This is a genomic window from Brevundimonas sp. T2-11, from assembly GCF_055397675.1.
In genome coordinates, this window is sequence record NZ_AP027920.1 from 2893638 (window position 1) to 2915162 (window position 21525).

The 21525-nt window shown below is 65.8% G+C and carries 13 protein-coding genes and 1 riboswitch; of the genes, 7 read left to right on the top strand and 6 right to left on the bottom strand.

Annotation, left to right across the window (positions count from 1 at the left end):
* Positions 1 to 36 precede the first annotated feature (36 nt).
* Genes ACZ5XO_RS14095 through ACZ5XO_RS14105 form a run of 3 tightly spaced genes read left to right on the top strand, consistent with a single transcriptional unit; the run spans position 37 to position 3190 of the window.
* Positions 37 to 1764: a class I adenylate-forming enzyme family protein gene (locus ACZ5XO_RS14095; protein ID WP_464163029.1), complete on the top strand. Its 1728-nt coding sequence runs from the start codon at positions 37 to 39 to the stop codon at positions 1762 to 1764.
* Positions 1761 to 2708, top strand: coding sequence for an NAD(P)H-dependent flavin oxidoreductase (locus ACZ5XO_RS14100; RefSeq protein ID WP_464163030.1), 948 nt, complete (start codon positions 1761 to 1763; stop codon positions 2706 to 2708). The genes ACZ5XO_RS14095 and ACZ5XO_RS14100 overlap by 4 nt, the downstream gene beginning before the upstream one ends.
* Positions 2705 to 3190 carry a PaaI family thioesterase gene (locus ACZ5XO_RS14105; protein WP_464163031.1) on the top strand — a complete coding sequence of 162 codons (486 nt, stop codon included), beginning with the start codon at positions 2705 to 2707 and terminating at the stop codon, positions 3188 to 3190. The genes ACZ5XO_RS14100 and ACZ5XO_RS14105 overlap by 4 nt, the downstream gene beginning before the upstream one ends.
* A 21-nt stretch (positions 3191 to 3211) precedes the next feature.
* Here the strand turns inward: ACZ5XO_RS14105 and ACZ5XO_RS14110 are convergent, their stop codons facing one another.
* The 3 genes from ACZ5XO_RS14110 to ACZ5XO_RS14120 form a co-directional block, all read right to left on the bottom strand.
* The gene (locus ACZ5XO_RS14110; protein ID WP_464163032.1) at positions 3212 to 4432 is read right to left on the bottom strand and encodes an acetyl-CoA acetyltransferase; all 1221 of its coding nucleotides are present in this window, start codon (positions 4430 to 4432) and stop codon (positions 3212 to 3214) included.
* A 19-nt stretch (positions 4433 to 4451) separates the two neighbouring features.
* Positions 4452 to 6335 carry an AMP-binding protein gene (locus ACZ5XO_RS14115; RefSeq protein WP_464163033.1) on the bottom strand — a complete coding sequence of 628 codons (1884 nt, stop codon included), beginning with the start codon at positions 6333 to 6335 and terminating at the stop codon, positions 4452 to 4454.
* 71 nt (positions 6336 to 6406) lie between these two features.
* A complete protein-coding gene (locus ACZ5XO_RS14120; RefSeq protein ID WP_464163034.1) occupies positions 6407 to 7888 on the bottom strand; it encodes a carotenoid oxygenase family protein in 1482 nt (493 codons plus the stop codon).
* Between the two features lie 112 nt (positions 7889 to 8000).
* Here ACZ5XO_RS14120 and ACZ5XO_RS14125 point away from each other — a divergent pair, with 112 nt between their 5' ends.
* The gene (locus tag ACZ5XO_RS14125) at positions 8001 to 9071 is read left to right on the top strand and encodes a phosphotransferase family protein (RefSeq protein WP_464163035.1); all 1071 of its coding nucleotides are present in this window, start codon (positions 8001 to 8003) and stop codon (positions 9069 to 9071) included.
* On the top strand, positions 9068 to 10252 hold the full coding sequence (locus ACZ5XO_RS14130; RefSeq protein ID WP_464163036.1) for an acyl-CoA dehydrogenase family protein: 1185 nt from the start codon (positions 9068 to 9070) through the stop codon (positions 10250 to 10252). The genes ACZ5XO_RS14125 and ACZ5XO_RS14130 overlap by 4 nt, the downstream gene beginning before the upstream one ends.
* 137 nt (positions 10253 to 10389) lie before the next feature.
* Here ACZ5XO_RS14130 and ACZ5XO_RS14135 read toward each other — a convergent pair whose 3' ends face one another.
* Positions 10390 to 15930 (bottom strand): autotransporter outer membrane beta-barrel domain-containing protein, encoded by a 5541-nt coding sequence (locus tag ACZ5XO_RS14135; protein ID WP_464163037.1) that lies wholly within the window; start codon positions 15928 to 15930, stop codon positions 10390 to 10392.
* A 114-nt stretch (positions 15931 to 16044) separates the two neighbouring features.
* Positions 16045 to 16124: riboswitch (cyclic di-GMP riboswitch) on the bottom strand.
* Positions 16125 to 16320: 196 nt separating this feature from the next.
* Between ACZ5XO_RS14135 and ACZ5XO_RS14140 the strand changes: the two genes are divergently transcribed.
* Both ACZ5XO_RS14140 and ACZ5XO_RS14145 read left to right on the top strand, forming a co-directional pair.
* Positions 16321 to 17343 carry a helix-turn-helix domain-containing protein gene (locus tag ACZ5XO_RS14140; RefSeq protein WP_464163038.1) on the top strand — a complete coding sequence of 341 codons (1023 nt, stop codon included), beginning with the start codon at positions 16321 to 16323 and terminating at the stop codon, positions 17341 to 17343.
* A 389-nt stretch (positions 17344 to 17732) separates the two neighbouring features.
* A complete protein-coding gene (locus ACZ5XO_RS14145; RefSeq protein ID WP_464163039.1) occupies positions 17733 to 18896 on the top strand; it encodes a tyrosine-type recombinase/integrase in 1164 nt (387 codons plus the stop codon).
* Between the two features lie 40 nt (positions 18897 to 18936).
* On the opposite strand, the gene ACZ5XO_RS14150 is transcribed toward ACZ5XO_RS14145, so the two are convergent.
* On the bottom strand, positions 18937 to 19593 hold the full coding sequence (locus ACZ5XO_RS14150; RefSeq protein ID WP_464163040.1) for a hypothetical protein: 657 nt from the start codon (positions 19591 to 19593) through the stop codon (positions 18937 to 18939).
* 85 nt (positions 19594 to 19678) lie between these two features.
* The gene (locus ACZ5XO_RS14155) at positions 19679 to 21307 is read right to left on the bottom strand and encodes an RNA-directed DNA polymerase (RefSeq protein ID WP_346487959.1); all 1629 of its coding nucleotides are present in this window, start codon (positions 21305 to 21307) and stop codon (positions 19679 to 19681) included.
* Between the last annotated feature and the right edge of the window lie 218 nt (positions 21308 to 21525).

Here is a 21525-nt window from a genome sequence, read left to right on the forward strand (position 1 = left end):
CGGAAGACGTAAAAGAGAACCAGGGAGAAGAGCGACATGATCGTCGTGCCGGAGGACCGTATCCGCGACTTCAAGGCGAAGGGCTGGTGGGGCGAGGACACGCTGGACGACCTGTTCCGTCGTCACGTCGCCGCCATGCCGGGCGCCGAATCCGTGGTCGATCCCATCAACCGCGAAGCCATCATGGGCGGCGCCCCGGCCCGCCTGACCTGGGCCGAGGTCGAGGACAAAGTCGCCCGCTACGTCGCCGTTCTGCACACGGTCGGCGTCGGACGCGACGACGTGGTGGCGGTGCAACTGCCCAATGTCATCGAGCTGGGCCTGATCTACCTGGCCTGTATCCGCCTGGGCGCCATCGTCACCCCGGCGCCCGTCCAGTACCGCGAGCACGAACTGGCCTATATCGTCGCCAAGACCGACGCCAAGGCCGTGGTGACCGCCGCCCGCATCGGCAAGCACGCCCATGCCGCGATGATGCTGGCGGTCCAGGCGGACGCCCCTGCCTTGAAAGCCGTCCTGGTGGTCGGCGGCGACGCGCCCGCCGGAACCATCGACCTCGACGCCCGCGCATCCGCGCTGGACGAGGCCGTGATCGAGGCCGGACGCGCCGCCGCTCGCCACGCGAAGATCTGCGCCGACGACATCGTCACCATCTGCTGGACCTCCGGCACAGAGGCCCAGCCCAAGGGCGTGCCGCGCAGCCACAATGAGTGGATCATCATGGGCGCGGGCGTGGCCGACGCCGCCGACCTGCAACCCGGCGCGGTGCTGCTGAACCCCTTCCCCATGGTCAATATGGCAGGGATCTCGACCAGCTTCGTCTCCTGGCTGCTGCTGGGCGGCGTCCTGATCCAGCATCAGCCGTTCGACCTGCAGATCTTCCTGCAACAGGTCCGCGCCGAGAAGATCGACTACACCGTCGCCCCGCCCGCCGTGCTGAACCTGCTGCTGCAGAACGAGGCCCTGCTGGAGGGCGTGGACTTCGACCGCCTGCGGTCCATCGGCTCGGGTTCGGCGCCCCTGTCGGAATGGATGGTCCGCACCTTCCACGAGAAGTACGGCGTCCAGATCGTCAACTATTTCGGCTCCAACGAAGGCGCCTCCTTCCCCAGCGCCCAGAAGGACGTGCCGGACGCGGCCGAACGCGCCGTCCTGTTCCCGCGCCTGGGCGAAGGCTTTAAATGGAAGGCCCTGCTGCACGACCGCATCTTCACCCGCCTGGTCGATCCCGAGACGGAGCAGGAGATCACAGAGGTCGGCGTGACCGGCGAGCTGCGCGTCAAGGGCGCGACCATCTTCTCGGGCTATTGGCGCTCGCCCGAGATCAACGCCCGGGCCTTTGACGCGGACGGCTGGTTCCGCACCGGCGACCTGTTCGAACTGGCGGGGGACCAGCGGCAGTTCTACCGCTTCGTCGGCCGTCTGAAGGACGTCATCATCCGGGGCGGGATGAACATTTCATCCGAAGAAATCGAAGGGCATCTGATGGGCCACCCCGCCGTGGCGGATGTGGCCGTGGTGGGCGCCCCCGACCCCAACCTGGGCGAGCGCCTGTGCGCCTTCGTCGTCTTCAAGCCGGGTCAGACCGCCGACCTCGGCGACATCAACCGCTTCCTGACCAGCGACAAGCACGTCGCCGTCTACAAGCAGATCGAACGGCTGGAGGTCATCGACGTCCTGCCACGCAACCCCGTCGGCAAGGTGCTGAAGCGCGACCTGCGCCAATCCCTCGACGACCAGACCGGACAGTTGAAATCCGCATGACCACCGCCTTCCCCCACCCGATGCGCCTGCCCGTGATTTCGGCGCCCATGTTCCTTGTCAGCGGGCCGGAGCTGGTCATCGCCGCCTGCAAGGCGGGCGTCGGCGGCGCCTTTCCCACGCCCAACTGCCGCACGGTGGCCGACCTCGACGCCTGGATGGGCCAGATCACCGACGCCCTGTCCCCCGGTGACGGGCCTTGGGTCGCCAACCTGATCACCCACTCGACCAACGCCCGCCTCGAGGAAGACCTGAGGCTGGTGGCCCAGTACAAGCCGCCGATCGTCATCACGGCCCTGGGCTCGCCCAAGCCGGTGATGGAGACGGTCAAGGGCTATGGCGGTCTGGTCTTCGCCGACGTGGTCAACATGGCCCTGGCGAAGAAGGCCGCCGATGCGGGCGTGGATGGGCTGGCCTGCATCAGCGCCGGCGCGGGCGGTCACACCGGCCACCTGTCGCCCTTCGCCTTCGTCTCGGCGGTGCGTGAGTTCTTCGACGGCTGGCTGACCATCGGCGGCGGCATCGCCGACGGCGCGGGCGTGGCCGGCGCCATCACGGCAGGGGCCGACATGGTCTACATGGGCACCCGCTTCCTGGCCGCCGCCGAGAGCCGGGCGCAGGATCCCTACAAGCAGATGATCGTCGACAGCGGCCCCGACGACCTGATCGTCTCCTCGGCCATCACCGGCACCCCCGCTTCGTGGTTGAAACCCAGCCTGCGCGCGGCGGGCATGGACCCGGACGCCCTGGGCGGTCCGATCACCCGCGACTATTCCGGCGACGCCGCGCACAAGCGCTGGCGCGACATCTGGGCCGCCGGCCAGGGCCTGCAGAAGATCAACGCCGTCGAACCGACCGCCGTCGTGGTGGAGCGGCTGGAGGCCGAGTACCGCGCCGCCGCCGCCCGCTTCGCCGGGTTGAACACGCCCCGGAGCGTCGCCGCATGAGCGGATCGCCGCAGATGATCCAGCCGCCCGCCTTCGCGCTTGATCCGGCGCAAAGCGGGCTGGAGCTGGCGCGGCGCTGGATCGAAACGGTCTGGCCGGGCGGTTTCGTCAACCGCCTGGCCGCCCGCCCGGTCGAGGCGACTGAGGGTCATATGAGGGTCGAATGCGACATCGACCCCGGCCATTCTAACTTTGTCGGCCTGGTGCATGGCGGGGTGACGGCGGCCCTGGTCGATATTATCGGCGGCGGCGCGGCCATGACCCTGCTGAAGCCGGGCGAGTTCCTGCTGTCCACCGACCTGTCGATGCGCTTCCTCAACGCCGCCCCCATCGGCTGCGGTCGATTGATCGCCGAGGGCCGCGCCGTCTACGCCGACCCGCGCAAGGTGGTGGCCGAGGTCACGATCTCCACGCCCGACGGCCTGACCATCGCCCACGGCTCGGCGGCCATCGCCATCCGCGTCCGGCGTCAGGACGGCTGAGCCGCCCCGAGGCCTGACGCCTCAATCCCGGCCGATCACCAGGCTGACGGTCGTGGTGGTCGAGCCGCCGATGTTCAGCGTCTGGACGTTCTTCGCCCCCTCGACCTGACATGCGCCCGCCGTCCCCGTGGTCTGGCGGAAGGCGTCCAGCGCCATCCGCACCCCGGTCGCCCCGACCGGGTGGCCGCAACCGATCAGTCCGCCCGACGGATTGATCGGCAGCCGCCCGCCGATCTCGATGTGGCCCGCCTCGACCGCCTTCCAGCTGTCGCCCGGAGGCGTCAGACCCAGATGGTCGATGGCCATGTATTCGGTCATGGCGAAGCAGTCGTGCGTCTCCACCGCGTCGATCCCATCCAGCGACAGACCGGCGCGCGCCCGCGCCTCGTCAATGGCGCGCTTGAGCTGGGGGAAGACGTATTCAGCCCCCGCACTCGCCTCGACCTTGCGCTGATAGCTGAGCGGGCCTGAGCGATGCCCCCAGCCCTTGATGCGTGGCAGGCTGTCCAGCGGAACCCCACGTCGCCGGGCGTAATCCGCCGCCCGCTCGACCGAGGCCAGGATCACCATGGCCGCGCCGTCCGTCACCTGACCGCAATCGCTCTTGCGCACCCGCCCCTCGATCACCGGATTGGCCTCGTCGTCGGCCGAGAAGCTGGCGTCGTTGAAGACATAGTCCCGCGTCTGGGCCCTGGGATTCAGCCTGGCGTTGGCGAAATTGATCTGGGAGATGCGGCGCAGATGCGCCTCGTCGATGCCATAGCGGCGATCATACTCGTCGGTCAGTTCCGAGAAGGCGCGCGGCCAGACGTAGCGCGCGTCCTGATACTCATGCCCGACCCAGGCGGCGGCCCCCAGATAGGCGGCCCCCGTCTCGCCCGGCACGTTGCGCATCATCTCCAGCCCCAGGACGGCGGCGGTTCCGTAGCGCCCGGACTCGATGTCCGCCATCGCCGCCAGCAGGGCGATGCTGCCCGAAGCGCAGGCCGCCTCGTGCCGTGAGGTCGGCAGGCCATCGAAGGCCGGCTCGGCCATGGCGAAGAAGCCGCCGAGCTGCCCCTGACCCGAGAACAGGTCGCCGACGAAGTTGCCGACATGGCCGACCTCGATTTCGTCCGGCGCCATGTCCACGGCGTCCAGGCCGCCGTGCAGGGCCTCGGCGAAGCCGTCGCCGATCTCCAGTCCCTCGCGAGCCCAGTTGCGTTTGAAGTCGGACTGCCAGCCGCCCAGAATATAGACCATCGGATATTCTCCTTCAGTTTCAGGCGACGATGACGCCCGGCCCGGCAGGCTCGGCGTAGAGGGCCTCGACCTGGGCCCTGCGGTTGTCGATGACGGCGCGGCGGTTGATCGTCGCCTTGTCCGACACCTCATGGGCGTTCGGGTCGGGCGGAGTGGTCAGGAAGGCCAGTCGCGCGATGCGGGCGCTGGCGCCGTGAGCCGTGGCGTTGTGGGCGATCAGCCGTTCGCGCACCGCCTGCGCCAGGGCGCCGGAGGTCAGGGCCTCGCCCACCTCCATGTCCAGGGCGGCCTTGATCCCGGCGGGCGACGGCCAGGCCAGAACACCGAGCCACGGCCTGTTGTCGTCGCACAGGGCCACCTCGGCGACGAGCGGCGCCAGGGCTTGCAAGACCGTTTCGCGCATCTGCGCTCCGAACACCCAGGAGCCTGTCGACAACTTGAATTGATCCGCCAGCCGCCCTGCGAAGAAGACGCCCCGGGTCGGGTCGTCCCGATCCGTCAGGGTCGCCAGGTCGCCCATGCGGTAATAGCCCTCGGCGTCGAACGCCTCGGCCGTCCGCGCCGCATCCTCATGGTATCCGCCCATGACGTTCGGGCCGCGCACCCGCACCTCGAACCTGTCGGCGTCGTGCGGGACCAGCTTCACCTCGACCCCCGGCACGGGCAGGCCCAGCCCCAGACGGTCGGTATACTGGTGCACCACCATGAAGCCCGCCGTGGTTTCGGTCGCCCCGTAGGCCGAGGTCAGCATGATGCGATGGCCCGTCTCCGCCACCGCCATGGCCTGTATCCGGTCGCTGACCGACTGGCTCAGGGCCGCGCCGCCGAACACCATGACCCGCAGGTCGGAGAAGAAGGTCCGGCGCAGGTCGGCGTCCGCCTCCAGCGCGTCGGCCAGCATGGCGTAGCCGGTGGGCACGTTGACGTAGTAGCGAACTGGCCGTTCGCGCAGATTGCGGATCGACGTCTCGAACAGACCCGGCATGGGCTTGCCGTCGTCGATATGGAAGGCGCCACCCGCCAGCAGGACGGCGCGCAACACCGCCGCGCCGGCCACATGGTTCCACGGCATCCAGCCCAGCAGGTCGCCGGACCAGGCATAGTCCTCGCCGATCACCTGGGCCGCCTGGGCCGTATTGGCGGCGATGGCGCGCAGACTCAGGGGCACGACCTTGGGCAGGCCCGTCGAGCCCGAGGTCATCATGAACTGGGCGACCTGATCAGGTCTCAGGCCCTCGATGCTCGCGGCCACGCCGGGCCCCGGGCGCGTGGCCATGACCTCCGCCAAGGGCAGGGTCGCCCGCGTCAGCGCCTCGGGCGTCGCCGTCAGCACCACCGCATCGCCCAGATCCAGAGCGTCGATCGCGGCGGCGGCCATGCGGGCGTCCTCGACCAGCAGGATCGACGGCTTCAGGCTGCGGATGACATGGTTCAGCCGTCCCAGGTCGCCGCCCAGCAGGGCGTAATGGGCGCTGACCGGCGCCGTCGGCACGCCCGCCGCCAGGGCTCCGAACAGGAAGGCCGCCATGACCGGGCTGTTGGCGCCCATCATCATCAGCGGCCCGCCCCTGTGCTGCGGATGATCCAGCAGCCACTGGGTCACGGCGTCCATATCGGCCTTCAGCTCGGCATAGGTCTGCGCCCCCCAGGCGCCGCCCTGGGCCGGATCGCGACGGGCCAAGGCGATCCTTTCCCCCTCGCGCGCCGCCACCGCGGCGAAGGCCCGCGGCAGGTTCCAGTCATGCGCGGCCAGGGGAATGCGCGAGCGCATGACCATGGCCCCGTCCGCCTCGCGCCGCACCTCCAGATCGACCGGCATCAGGCCGGCGTCACGGAACGACGCCGCTCGCCAAGGCGCCGTTTCCGAAGCTGCGTCCCCCGCCGCCTGCCCCAAAGCCGTCATTGCTGCCTCCCGATCGCCGCCTCAAGACGGTCTGCTAATGAAAGCATGATGAAGCCAGGCGGATCAGCCCGTCAAGCCGCCCCCTCGGGCAGGAACCGGCGGTCGGCCCAACAGGCATGGGTGCCCGAACTGATCTTGTGCGGCAGGGCGATGCGGCAGACCGGCCCCTGATCGAAGCGCTTGCAGTCGATCAGCACGCACTCCGAGCGGCCCGTGTTCTCATCGATAATGAAGCTGACCAGATAACCGTCGTCCTCGTCCGTGGCGTCGATGCGCGGCGCGAAGGGCGCCTCGCTGGCGTAGCGCCCGTCGGGCAGGTTCACCGTCCAGGATTCGCCGGTCTTCAGATCGTGCTTGATGAAGCCGTTGAACAGAAACCAGCCCGGCTTGGTCGTGGTGCTGTAGGCGTAGCGATAGGCTTGACCGGCGTACTGCTGGTTGATGGTGCCGAACTCGACCAGGCGGTCGTCCAGCCGTTCTTCCTTCGTCGTGCCGTCCTTCAGGTTGAAGCGCCAGCGATGCAGTTTCGGTCGGAAACTGTTCTCGTCGACGAAGGCCATCATGTGGGCGTGCTCGGCGTAGATCTCGGGCAGGTCGCCCAGAGGATCCGGCATCGGCTTTTCCTGGAAATAGCCGTCCATGATGATCTCGTCGCCTTCCTCATAGGCGTTGAGGAAGTGCAGGACATAGGTCGGCGCCGCCTCGAACCAGCGAATGTCCTCGGTCGTCCCATAGCGGGGAATGACGGCGAACCGCGACGGCATGTCGGGGCGATAGCGCACGGCGTGATAGCCCGCTTTCAGCGCCTTCTCGTCCCAGAACATCGGGAAGTCGTTCAGGATGGTGTAGTTCTCGCTGAAGATCATGTCGTGCGGCAGACGCGCCCCCGGCAAGGGGATCGGCGTATAGTGCGTCCGCCGCCCGTCCGGCGCGACCACGCCGTAGTACATGTAGGGCGCGTGCTTGGAGTAGTTGAAGAACAGCAGCTCGCCGGTCCGCTCATCCACCCGCGCATGGGCCGACACCCCGTCCAGCGGCGCCCAGGACGCCACGCCTTCGTCGTCCAGGGTGTTGGGGTCCAGCTGATAGGCCTCGCCGCACTGATAGAAGGTCGCCAGAGCCTTGCCCGCGTGGACCACCACATCGGTGCTGGCTGAATCCTTGATGCCCCCGTGGGCGCCAAAGCCAGGACGCTTCGACACGTTCGGGCCGTCCATCATGCCGCCCCACAGGCTCTGTCCCGCCTGCTGCTCCGCCTGGAAGCAGCGCCCCCTCACGAAGCGGTTGCGATAGTCGGCCCTGCCGTTCCTGAAGCTGATCTGGTGCAGCATCCCATCGCCGTCGAACGGATGATGACGGCCCAACGGCGTATGCACCTGGTTCTCGGTGTTGCGGATGTAGACGCCGTCGATATCGGCCGGGATCGCGCCCTCGATCACCTCCAGATCAAAGGCGTTCACCTCCTCATGCTGCGGGGTCCACGGCCCGCTCAGGTAGGGGTGGTTGCTGGGCTTGAGGGTCGCGACGATGGGCGACAACCGCTCGATCTGCATGGCTCGTCTCCTGGCTCTGGACGAAGCCTCGCTCTTTTGGTCTATTTACGCAAGTTACAGATGCGTCTTTTTTCAATACGCTCCAATCGTCCGCCCAGACCGAGTATCCGCCATGTCTCAACAAGCCGCTTTCGAGGGCGCCGGTCCGATTCGTCTCGGTCACGAACTGCCGCTGGATCGACTGACCGACTGGCTGCGGCGTCACGCGCCGAGCCTCGGCGAACTCCAGAACGTCAGCCAGTTCAACGGCGGCCAGTCCAACCCCACCTATCGCCTGGACACGGCCACGGGCGCCTGTGTCCTGCGCCGCAAGCCGACCGGCGCCGTGCTGAAGGGCGCCCACGCGGTCGAGCGCGAGTTCAGGGTGATTTCGGCGCTGCGTCAGGCGGCCTTTCCCGTGCCCGCACCCCTGGCCCTGTGCGAGGACGAGGCCGTCATAGGCTCGCCCTTCTATCTGATGGAGATGGTCGAGGGCCGTATCTTCTGGTCTCCCACCTTGCCGGACCTGACGCCTCGCCAACGCGCCGCCCATTTCGACGCCCTGAACGCCGTGATCGCCCGACTGCACAGCCTCGACATCAACGGGCTCGGCCTCGGCGACTATGGCCGCCCCGGCGATTTCTTCGCCCGCCAGATCGCGCGCTGGTCACGACAGTATCTGGAGGACGACCTGGCCGGACGCGATCCGAACATGGACCGCCTCATCGCCTGGCTGCCCGAACACGCGCCGACGGATGACGGCGCCGTCGCCGTGGTCCATGGCGACTTCCGCGCCGACAACGCCGTCTTCGCCCCGGATCGGGCCGAGGTGCGCGCCGTGCTCGACTGGGAGTTGTCCACCCTCGGCCATCCCATGGGCGACTTCACCTATCATCTGATGATGTATCGCCTTCCGCCGCACATGATCGGCGGTTTCGCCGGCGCCGACCTGACGGCCCTCGGCGTCCCGAGCGAGGCCGACTACCTGGCGACCTACTGCGAGCGCGTCGGACGGACCCCGCCCACGCCCCAGGAATTGCGCTTCTACATGGCGTTCAACATGTTCCGGCTGGCGGCCATCTTCCACGGCATCAAGGGGCGGATTGCGCGCGGCACCGCCTCATCCGTCCACGCCCGGACCATGGCCGACAACCTGGCCGAACTCGCCGCCCTCGCCTGGGCCCAGACGGAGACGATCTCGTGAGCCAGAACGATCTCGAACACGACCGCGTCCTCGCCGAGCGTGTCGAACGCTTCGTCCGCGATGTCGTCATTCCCTATGAAAAGGACCCCCGCGCCACATCGCACGGACCCACGGACGCGCTCGTCGCCGAACTGCGAGGGCTGGCGCGCGAGGCCGGCCTGTTGACGCCCCACATCGGCGCGGACGGTTCGCACCTGTCGCAGCGCGCGACCGCCCTGGTGCTGCAGGCCTCGGGCCTGTCGCCGCTCGGCCCGGTCGCCCTCAACGTCATGGCCCCGGACGAGGGCAATATGTATCTGCTGGGCCAGGTCGCCGACGCCGCCCAGAAGCGCCGCTTCCTGGACCCGCTGGTCCGGGGCGAGGCGCGCTCGGCCTTCTTCATGACCGAACCGGCCGAAGACGGCGGGGCCGGCGCCGATCCCTCCATGCTCCAGACCGTCGCCGTCCAGGACGGCGATCGCTGGATCATCAACGGCCGCAAGGCCTTCATCACCGGCGCGGTCGGCGCCTCGGTCGGCATCGTCATGGCCCGCACCGACAGCGGCGACGGCAAGGTCGCCGCCACCATGTTCCTGGTCGACCTGCCCGACCCCGCCGTGCGGATCGAGCGGGTGATGGAGACGATCGATTCCTCCATGCCCGGCGGCCATTCGATCGTGGTTATGGACCAGCTCGCCGTCGCTTCGGATCAGATCCTCGGCGCGCCTCACCAAGGCTTCCGCTACGCCCAGGTCCGGCTCAGCCCGGCGCGTCTCAGCCACTGCATGCGCTGGCTAGGCGCCTGCCGCCGCGCCCATGAGATCGCCTCCGCCTATGCCGTGAAACGTCACGCCTTCGGCAAGCCGCTGATCGACCACGAAGGCGTCGGCTTCATGCTGGCCGACAATATGATCGCGCTGAAACAGGCCGAGTTGATGATCGACTGGTGTGCGGGGGTCCTGGACACGGGCGCCCTGGGCACGACCGAGAGCTCCATGACCAAGGTCGCCGTGTCCGAAGCCCTGTTCGGCGTGGCCGACCGCTGCGTCCAGGTCATGGGCGGAACCGGCGTCTCGGGCGACACCGTGGTCGAACAGATCTTCCGCGAGGTCCGCGCCTTCCGCATCTATGACGGCCCCAGCGAGGTCCACCGCTGGAGTCTGGCCAAGGCCGTGAAACGCCAGACGATGACGACGCCATGAATCGGCGACAGCAGAAAGCCCCGCTGAGAACTCAACGGGGCTTTGCTTTGTTGCAAGACCCCGCTCCGGCCATCACAGCCTCAGCGGGACGTTGACTATTTCGCCAACGCCGAACTGTGCGGCGAGGGCTTTTCTCCTCAGAATTGAAGTCGAATTCCAGCCTGGGCCTTGAGTTGGTAGCCCTCGCCCGGTTCCTTGACCGAGGTGGCGCCAGACGCTTCACCATAGAAGGTGACCCGGTCGGTCCAGGCATAGCTGCCGCCCACGCCAAGTTCGGCCTGGAGGCGATCTTCCCGCCGCCGCAGCGACGTACCGGAAACCCGGGCCTCGGCGCCGTCCAGCCACTCGTAGGTCAGGTTGGCCACGCCGTAGACATGGCTGCGACGCTGATCCTGCCCGCCCCACTGGGCATGATGATCGACCGCGACGCCCCAGCGAGTCTTGAGGCTGTCGCCTTCGCCACGGGCAACCTCCGCCATGACCGGATCGATGAACCGATCAAAACGAACATCGTCATAGGCGATCTGGATCTGGGGCGTCAGCGTCAGGCCCTTCACGTCCCATCGCTTGCCGACTTCCAGGCTGACAGCCCGTCCCGAGCCGTCGTTGCCGTCGACAAGATGGCCCAGGACATCCGATGCCAGGTCACCCTCGAACCAGTTCACCTGCGCCTGAACGTCGGCGTAAAGGCCTTGCGCTCCGTACCATGTCAGAGTCCCGGTCAGGCCGTAGCTCGTGGCGTCGATCCCCCCTGCCCCGGCTTCCGCGGCGACGCTGCCGCGTGCTTCGCCGTAGTGGATGGCGACGCCGCCGATCAGTGCTGCGCCTTCGCGCTCCAGCAGCGGGGCGTCGACGCCGACCTGCATCTTCCAGCTATCGACGTCCAGTTCCGCGCCCGTGGAAGAGACAACTGCGTCCGAGCGCCGCCAGGCGCCCTCGACGCGCCCCCAAACGCCACGCCCGGCCTCCTGCGACCAGGACCGCTCTCCAACCCGCTGACGCAATGTAGAGACGCCGTTCAGAGCCTGGAGCGTCTGGACATAGCTTTCATAGATCGGCGCGCCGGGCTGATAGAGCGCGGTCTGACCGTCGAGACGGGCCGAACGCAGGTACCAGTCGCCGTCGCCGGGCGTGGTGACCCCGTTCTGATACAGGCGATAGGCATAGGCGCCGATAGCCACCGCCTGTTCACCCTCGAACAGATAGTCGCCCTGGAGCTGGAACACGCCGTTGGAGGCTCCGGCCACGTCGATGATCTTGATGCCGTTGAGCGTCTGCTCTCCGACGCCGCCGCGGTTTGTGACGCTGACCTGGGTCGTGCCCGAGGTCGCGCCCGTCACCACCAGCCGGTCCGCCGAAGACGCGTCACCGCCCAGCACAGCGTCGATCTCGAGCAAGCCGCCGTCGCCGATATAGTCGCCCGCGATCGTCAGGGCTCCGATCCCGTCGTGACCCGGTGCGATGACGCCGCCCGCCCGATTGGTCGTGGCCCCGACCCTGCCGACGCCTTCCAGCCTGGCCCCGCTCATCACCTCCAGAGAGCCGCCCACCACGCCGTCGACGCGCATCACGCCCGACGATACTCGCGCCGCCCCCAGATAGCCGGCGCTGTCGCCGCTCAGAACCAGCACGCCGCCGCCCGCCTTGGAGAAGGCGCCGACGCCCGACAGGCCGCCCGTCAGGGTCAGGGTGGCGTCCGTGTCGACCGACAGACTTCCTGCGCCGTCAAAACGCAGTTCACGGGCGCTGGTCATATCCGCCGTCGTGCGCAGCGCGCCGTCATTGAAGGTCAGAGCTCCCGATGCCGCGCCCAGGTTGGCGTCGCGCGACACCTGCACCACGCCGCCATACAGAGAGACGCCGCCGGTGAAGGTATTGTCCGCCGTCAGCAGCAGGGTTCCGACGTCCGTCTTGACCAGTTCCCCTGCGCCCGTCAGTTGCGAGGCGATCGTGGCCGTCATGTCGGCGCCCAGGGCGGTTCCGTCGCCGACGCGCACCACCGATTGCGTCGCGCCCAAGGTCACGGCGTCGCCCTCGACGCGGTAGCCGTCGACCGCGAACTGCATCCCGCCGACGCCGACCGCGCCCAGGCCGTCGTCAACCGTCACCACGCCCGCTGCGCCCGTAAAGACTGCGTAAGCGTCGTCGGTAAAGCCCGCATTGATCGCGCCGGACGCATCGGTCCAGTTGGCGTTGCCCGTGCTGTTCTGCCAGACGCCGTCGCCGCCGTTGATCTGACCGTTGAAGCCCGGCCCGGCCGCGCCGTCCCAGAAGTTCAACGTCAGGCCCGTCTGGTTGACCAGATTGACCTGTCCCGCCATGGCGGTCTGCACAAAGGCGTCGGCGCCGCTCGGCATGGCGCCGAGCGTCAGTCCATTGTCGGTCAACGTCCCGCTATAGTTGATCAAGCGATAAATTCCGGCCCCGAAATCCCCGCTCGGCGAAATGGACACGTTCAGCATCCCGTCCAGCGTCAGGTCGCCGCCGACCGTGATCAGGTCGTTCAAGGCGCCGCCCGCCACATTCGCCTGACCCAACTGCATGTCGAGCGTGGACCCGTCCGCGAGCGACAGGTCGCCGTTGATGGTCAGCGTCCCGACCTCCTGGCCTGGCGCCAGGGTTCCGCCGTCGGCGATCACCACATCGCCCCCGATCACGCCGAACCCGCCCAGTGTCGCGCCTGCGGCGACGCTGGTCAGCCCGGTCGCCGCCGACTGGTCGCCATGGATCAGCAACGTGCCCGCATCGACGCGCGTGGCCCCGGCATAGCTGTTGTCCCCGGTCAGGATCACGGTCCCGGACCCCGCCTTGCCGAAATCGCCCGCGCCGGAAACCAGACCCGCAAAAACGCGGCTGCTGGAATGGTTGAAGATCAGACGACCGTTACTGACGACATCGCCGACAAAGGCGCCGTCGCCGACCTGCAGCGTGCCGGCCGAGATCGTCGTCCCTCCCGTATAGCTGTTGTTCCCCGTCAGGATGGTCGTGCCCGAGCCCATCTGATGCAGGGCGCCCGCGCCGGAGATCGCGCCGCCAAAGGTGAAGTCGTCCGACCGGTTCACCGCCAGAACGCCGTCGTTCACCACATCGCCCTGGATCGAGCCGCCCGCGCCGCCCGTCCCCAGTTGCAGCACCCCGTCACGGATCGTCGTCCCGCCGGCATAGGTATTGTCCGCCGTCAGGATCAGGGTTCCCAGATCGGTCTTGATCAGACCGTCGACGCCCGCAATCTGCGAGGCGATCGTGGCGGTCATGCCGGCGCCGGCGGCCGTACCGTCGCCCACGCGAATGATCGGCGCCGCATCCGCCAGGATCAGTCCGTCGCCGGTGATCACATAGCCGTCGCTGGCGAACTGCATGCCTGCCGCCTCGACGGCGCCCTGGCTGTTGTCGATCGTGACCAGGCCCGACGCGGCGGCGAACACGGCGAAAGTCCGGTTGCTGTAGGCGGCGTTCAGGGCCGCATCGGGATCCTGGGTCCAGTTGTCGCCCGTCGGCAGGTTCAGCCAGGCGCCGACGCCGCCATCCAGACGCCCGTCGTTCTTGCCCCCCGCCGCCGCATCCCAATAGCGGAAGACATAGCCCGCCGTGTTGATCAGATTGACCTGCTTTTCGATCGAGGTCTGCACCTGAAGATTGCTGCCGGGGGGCGTCGCCCCCAACGTCAGGCCGTTGTCCGTCAGAGCCCCGGCGTAGTCGAACACCCGATAGAAGCCCGGCCCCAAGGCGCCGCCCGACGACACGGCGACATTGATCGTCCCGTTCAGGACCAGGTCGCCGCCGACGACGATCAGGTCATCCGCGCCCGCGCCGCCGAACTCGAAATCCAGACTGGATCCAGCCGCCAGCGACAGATCGCCGTTGATGGTCAATGCGCCCGGAACCGCGCCGCCGGGGGTCAGCCGCCCGCCGTCAGCCACCGTCACGTCGCCGCCGATGACGCCGCCCCCGCCCAGGGTCGCGCCGCTCGCCACCGAGGTCAGGCCCAGCGCCCCCGATTGGTCGCCGTTGATCAGCAGGGCGCCGGCGTCGACCCGCGTCTCGCCCGCATAGCTGTTGGCCCCGGTCAGGATGGTCGTACCGCCGCCGACGTGGTTCACGCGCCCCGCGCCCGAAATCACGGCATCAAACAGATAGTTGGCGTCGGTGTGGTTGAAATTGATCCGACCCGTTGCGCTGGTGACCACGCTGGGGGCCTCCAGACGCCCGGCGCCCGTCGCCGCCTGACCTTCGGCGCCGCCGATATTGAGCGCGGCCTGCCCCGCCCCCATGGTCAGGACGCCTCCGACCCGGATCAGGCCGCCGTCGGCGATCGTCACCGCTCCGCGCGTTCCGCCCGTGGCGACATTGGCGATAACCAGATTGTTCAGCGTTTCCAGCCGCGATCCCGCGCCTGTCACCAGCAGATCGGCCGTCGAACCGATGCCGCCGCTATGATAGCCGATGACGGTCGAGCCGGTCAGGATCGCCCCGCCGTCAGACACCGTCACCGTCCCCCGACGCATATTCAGGGCATTGGTGATGGTCCATTCGGACCCGACCCCGGACACGCTGAGAACGCCCGTGCTGGTCGCACGAAGATTGCTGCCGACCAGGACGTTGTTCCCGGACGAGGTCATCCGCCCGCCGTCAAGAATATTGACGGCCGCGCGCCCCAGTCGAGCCAGGACGGCGTTCCCCGTATTGGTCACCCGCGAACCCGCGCCGACGACGTTCAGGATTCCGGTCGCGGTCCCGGTCGTGCTGTTGCCGATGTCGAGACCGAGGAACGAGGCCGAGCCGCCGCTTCGCACGGTCAGCGCGCCGTCCGTTGCTGAGCTGGCGGCATTGATGGTGCTGATCACACTTGAGGACACCAGACGTGCGTTCGGCCCCTCGACCACCGCATCCCCCGCGCCGATGACAAAGTCGCCAACCAAAACCTGATTGTTTTGCAGCACCAGACGGCCTGCGTTGACCCGCAACGCCCCGGCGAAACTGCTGTCTCCGGCCAGAGTCAGCGTGCCCGCGCCGTCTTTATGCACTGCGCCAGTCCCCGTGACAGCGCCGGCATAGGTCACATCATCGGAACGGTTGAAGCTCAGAATCCCGTTGTTGAGAATGTCGCCGATAACGGACCCACGGGTTCCGCTGTCGCCGATCTGCAGCGTGCCCATGGCGATGGTCGTGCCGCCGGAATGCAGGGCGTCCCGGGTCAGGATCAGCTTGCCCACGCCGTCCTTGATCAGACGCGCGCCGCCCAGAATCGTCGAATCGATCGTCGCCGTGACGCTGGGGTCGGTCGTGATCGTCGCGGCCGCCCCGCCCAGGCTCAGGGCGTCGCCCGTCAGGGCGTAGCTGGTGGTCTTGAAGGTGACGCCCCCGACCGTGATCGGCGCGCCCAACGTCACCAACCCGCCGGCGCCGCCGAACACGGCGGTGTCCTGCGCGCCGTTGTCCCAGATCCCATGAAAACCGCCGCTCCCGTCGCTGTTGTCGCTCCAGGTCGGCGCCGTGACATCCCATTGCCCCGCGCCGCCCGTCCCGACCGCGGCGCCGTTCGGATCCCAATGCCGTTCGCCCGCCTGGGCGACCGTGCCGAACAGGGCCATGGCCGACAGCGAGCTCAGGCAGCAACCGCGCAGCAGCACGTTCTTCCCGCGACGTCCGCCGGCTGGCTTCATCTTCATCGACTTCATGACTTGCATCCTGGTGGCGCGCGCGAACGCTGTCGGGCGGCGTCGCCGCTCCGGCGCTGTGACTATCTGGCTGGATGCGTCCGCGCCGCCGATGGCTGCGCCTGGTCCAACCGCCCTGGCGACCCCGCTACCTTGCCGAGACAAGGCCGGAGGCTTTGCGTCCCGCCGTCACCGGCGGTTTGCCTTTGTCGAGGTCGGCTTCTGACCGTCTCAACTCGCTCGCGAGACCTAAATCTCACAGCGTTACGTTAGCACGCGGTCGCCAGTCGTCGCTTTCCACTGCGTTCCCTGGGACCGTGCGATTTGTCCCAACGACGCATCGTATAGATTTACACCTTGGCCATACGTCTTCAGCTAGAAGGCGACGAATATGGAGGGCCGACCACGAATATGCGCAGCCGCATTTCCATTTCGACCGATGCGGTCGAACCGGCCTTGCGCAGCGACTTCTGGCGCGAGATTTCACGCCCTCTGTTTCAGGTGTCGCTCCTGGAATCGCCCGAACCCACATTGCGCGGAGCCTGTATCTCGCAGCCCGTCGGCGACCTGATGATCGGCGCCATTCGCTTTAATCGACAGCGATATCAGCGAGACAGGAAAACCATCAGCGCCAGCGGCATGGACAGCTATCTCATCCAGTGCCTGACCAGCGGATCGCTGCGCGGCGACTGCGACGGCCGGACGATCGAGGCTGACGTCGGTGACATCTGCATCTTCGACCTCGCCCGTCCCTATGTGACCGAAGCCGAGGCCGGCGCCAGGATCACCATCGTCATTCCACGGACGCGGATCGATGCCGTAATCGGCCATCGCAGCCTGCACGGCCTCACCTTGCGCGCCTCAGATCCGCTGACCCAGATGCTGCGCAGCGTCCTGCTGAGCCTGAACGACATCGCATCGGATATTGACGAAGCCGACGCCCTGGCCGCCGAGACCACTCTGATCGAAGTCCTGATCACCATTGTCTCGCACCGGCTTCTCGGGGCCGACCAGCCCCGAACACCGACGACGACCGCCCTGCGCGCGCGCGTCGAAGCCTTTCTCGACGCTCATCTGACCAGCCCGGACCTGGGGGTCGAGGCCTTGATGCGAGAGTTCGACGTCTCGCGGACCCACCTCTATCGGATCTTTGCGGACAAGGGGGGCCTGGCGTCAGCTATACGTGAGCGCCGCCTGGACGCCGCCTTCCACAGACTGCGACGCGCAGAGGCCATCGACATTTCGATCACGGACGTCGCCCTCGATCTGGGTTTCTCCAGCAGCGCTCAGTTCGCCCGCGCCTTCCGCGCCCGTTTCGCCATGTCGCCCAGCGAGGCCCGGTTCAACGCGGACAGACCCTCCTCCGGCAACGCGGTCCTGTCCCTGCAAGGCCACCTACGGGAGCGACTGATGGAACTGTCGCGAGAGACCTAAACGCTGATCGAGCGCCAGAGCGCGAACGGGCGGAGATGGATCGCAAACGGAAGCGCCAGACGGGGTTGCGTCGCTGTTTTGGGCGCGGACGGCAGAAAGCCCCGCCGAGTGTGTCAGCGGGGCTTTGAGATGTTTGGGTGCGGGAGCAGGATTTGAACCTGCGACCTTCAGGTTATGAGAACGATTTATACTGTTTTCGAATTGGGCGATTTCGCTTCTTATTGAACTCCAAACCCCTACTACGCCTGACTTTCTATTGACCGCACAGCCAATCTGAATCACCGTTCCTGCGATCTATTTCGCCCTGCTTTTCCGTCAAACGCTTCCGTCTTGCTTCCACGGATCGAACGGCTCGAACGGCGGCGATTTCGCTGGGAAAGGACTTGGAGATGGCTGGCGAGAAGTTGAGCAAGCGCGTGGTGGATCGACTAGAGGTGCGCGCCAAAGACTACATCGTGTTCGATGGCGAGTTGCCGGGGTTCGGCGTCCGCGTGATGCCAAACGGCAAACGCTTCTATCTGATCCAGTATCGGCGGCATGGCCGCACCCGTCGCATGGCGCTCGGTCAGCACGGCGTCGTGACGGCCGAGCTCGCGCGGCGGGAAGCCAACCGCATGTTGGGCGCCGTGCGCGGCGGCGGAGATGATCCGGCGACGCTGCGCGACATGGAGCGCCAGGCGGCGACCGTTCAGGAACTAGGTGCGCGGTTCTTGAAGGAGCACGTCGCTGTCCGCTGCAAGCCGACCACCGAGTACGAGTACAGACGCGCCGTCCAGTTCTTCATCAATCCGTTCTTCGGGAAGCAGCGGGTGCGGACAGTGACCTCGGCCGATGTAGCTGAGTTGCATGGGAAGTATGCGCATACGCCCTATCAATCGAACCGGGTCCTGGGTGTGCTCTCCAAGATGATGAACCTGGCCGAGGTCTGGGGCATGAGGGACAAGCGCACCAATCCATGCGACGACGTGAAGGCCTTCCCCGAACGGAAGCGTGAGCGATTCCTGTCGCCCGAAGAGATCGAGCGCCTGGGCGCGGCCCTCCAGGAAGCCGAGCGCACAGGCGCGGAAAGCCGCTTCGCCGTCGCCGCCTTCAGGCTACTGCTGCTCACCGGCTGCCGCCTGCGCGAAATCCAGACGTTGAAATGGAGCTACATCGACTTCAGGGCTGGCCGCTTCCGGCTGCCCGACAGCAAGACCGGGCCGAAGACAGTCTACTTGGGCGACGCCGTCGTCGAACTGCTGCGCAAGCTGCCTGAAGTCGATGGCAATCCCTACGTCATCGTCGGCAAGCTGGAAGGGAGCCATCTAACCGATTTACAGCATCCGTGGCGGCGTATCCGGAAGACCGCTGGCCTGGACGATGTCCGCATCCATGATTTGCGCCACACCTATGCGTCGGATGGAGTGTTGGCGGGCGAAGGCCTGCCGATGATCGGCAAGCTATTGGGACATACGCAGGTTCAGACCACCGCACGGTATGCGCACCTAGCCGACCATCCGGTCAGGGAAGCCGCTACGCGGATCGCTGGACGGCTGGCGTCTGCGCTTGGGTGAGTTGCGCGACGCGTGGACGGCGCGCGCGCCTTTCTGCGGCTCAGCGCCGATCAAATTCTTGGCCAACAGCTGAGCGCAACATTTCGACCAGTTCGACGGGGTTTGAGGACGCAGAAGCGGAACGAAGGAGGTAGTTATATCCTATGAGGAGTGCAGCGTTGCGTCTCGGGTTTAGCAGCAACACATCCGTCCACATGTCACCGTTGCTTTCGACGGTCCGCGCGTAACGGAGGAGCCAGTACATTAGGACTTGACGAAAATCGCTCGCTCCAAAGTTGCGCTCTGTATGTTTGACTTCGATCAGCGTCGAGCCAATGGCAAAATCTCCGTTGCCAGAAGCAACCCAGCCCAACCCTGGAATCAAAGGCGAATGTTCCAAAATCGCCGAGGGCCTCTGCGCCCGAACCGCCTTCAGCATTGTGACAAGATTCTGCGCGGCATGGCTCGCGACCAGTATGTCGTTATCTTCAAGCGACGCAGGAATTCGCGCATCAAAATGGCGTTGCTGCCGCCTCGAGGCGATTGCCAGACATGACTCCCATGAGGCTACTTCATCGTCCCTTAGCTGACTTTCAGCGCGCGCCATTGATAGTTCGAACAACATCGCCTTCTGCAGGCTGGTTCGTTGAATCAGCTCGTCCGGGATTGGGCTCACGTCTGGGAACGAGAACATCTTCGCGTTCAGAGCATTGACCAATCCGCCGGTTAGGCGCGGAAAGAGAACGTCCAGGACGCCAGGAATATCCCGGGCGACGGTCCTCGGATCCCGTGCCGGAAGCCTACTAAACCGCATTTTTTGCCCAGTCCTCAAAACAAGCTGCAAAGCTGTCTGACCCGCTCGCCTCGATGCCAAGTTTCCAAACTTGTCCAAGCGAACCTCGCAGCTGGTCCCTCGTCTTCCTGCCCTCGTCGCCGAACGCGCCTGCCGCGATCCAGAGCATCCTCTGCTCTTCGGCTCCCAGGTTCGGCCATTGATTTCTCAGACGTATGAAATTCGAACGGTCGGCCCAGTGCTTCCAGCAATCAATGCAAGCGCGTCGGACTGAGCCTGATGTCGACATGTCGTAAGCCTGTCGGACAAAAGCACCACGGATATCAGTTCGCTCGAAACGGATAGCTTTTAGGAAATGCAGCATGTTGGCTTCAGGAACCAACAGATGGGGGGCCGCCCCAATAACCCGGTCGAGGAGAACGTCCAACTCGGCAAATATGACGGCAAACTCATCGTTCGACCGGACAGCATAGATCCCGCGCATAATTTTTGACCACGAAGCGCGGAACGAGTTCAGATTGTTGGGGTCCAAGAGTGTGGCGCAAAGTTGGACGGCAACCGTCGGATCCTGGAACTTGAGAGCGCGTCCAATCTGCGCAAGGACGAATGCATCGGGCTGCGACTTCTCCCGCTCCAGATCGAGCAGGAAGGAGATATCGATTTTTTCAAACGACTGCTTGAGCTTTTCATACTCGGCGTTTGCGTTATCAGAGTAGGGATCGAAATGAAGATCAAGTTCTCGCAGAGCGAAGCTTGAGTCCTCCCCCTCTCCCAACTGCGCCGAGACGAAATCTTTGTAATGCTTCGCACTTAAAATTGTGGTCTTGCTGCGATTAAGCGACAGTCCATAGTCAGCCAAGGCGTGTGACAGCGTCGAAAGCGCCATATACGCCTCCTGCTGTGAGCGGCAGACTAGGGTATAGTCGTCTACATAACGATGCCAGACAAGACCTGCGTCGGTCAGCAACCGATCTATGGGCGTCATCATTACTTCTGCCAGAATGCGCGCGCACTGGCCGCCAACAGGTAGGCCGAAGGAACGACCCGCTGCGAGTTGGCTCAAAATGCGATCGATCTGCATCGCCAACGTAGAGTCTGGTGCCAAATCTTTGACTACATTCTCAAGCCGGTGATGGTAGATATGTTCGTAGAAGCTTGCGACGTCAGTCTGTATGACAACTGTTGAATGCTCCTCCAGAAGGGGCTCAGCCTGCGTGGCGACCTTGTATGCCCGCCAAGACTTAGCTCGATCGAACAAACTCGGCCCTTCTGCCGCTAGTCGGTAAGAATGCGCACGCGCGCTCCGATGTCCTTCATTCGCTTCGGCGATCGCCAGTCCGAGGCCGTTCAGATACAGATTCCAGAACGGGTGGATTTTGGTGGTGATACGAAATCCATGAGCACCTGAAGGAACCAACAAGCGTTCGGATGCAATCGCGAGCCCGTTTACGAAGTTCACCGGCTTCCCGAGTGAACCAGACTCAATGCCGTTGAACAATCTCAAACAAATGTCAGCAAGTTCTGGTGCCTTGCCTTTAACGAATGCCGCGTCAAGGTCATATGGCAGCGTGTCGTTGTCACCGCTGTTGCCGATCTCGAGAGCGGCCCGCAGAAAATGCTCACTTTTGACCCTGATCATCCTGATCCTTCACGCCGAAGCAAACGGTTGGTTTCCAACCCGAACAGTACGCGATGCACTGCCGATCACGCATAGTCATTTGTCGCCTACCCAGTTGGTTAGCCGCGAGGTTTGGGAGCGCATGGGACTTGTCGAGGGCAAGGGGTCGCATGGGCGGTGCCAAGGGACATGGAGGTTCGGGTAAGCCAACCGCACCTTCCCTTACCAGCGAGAGATCT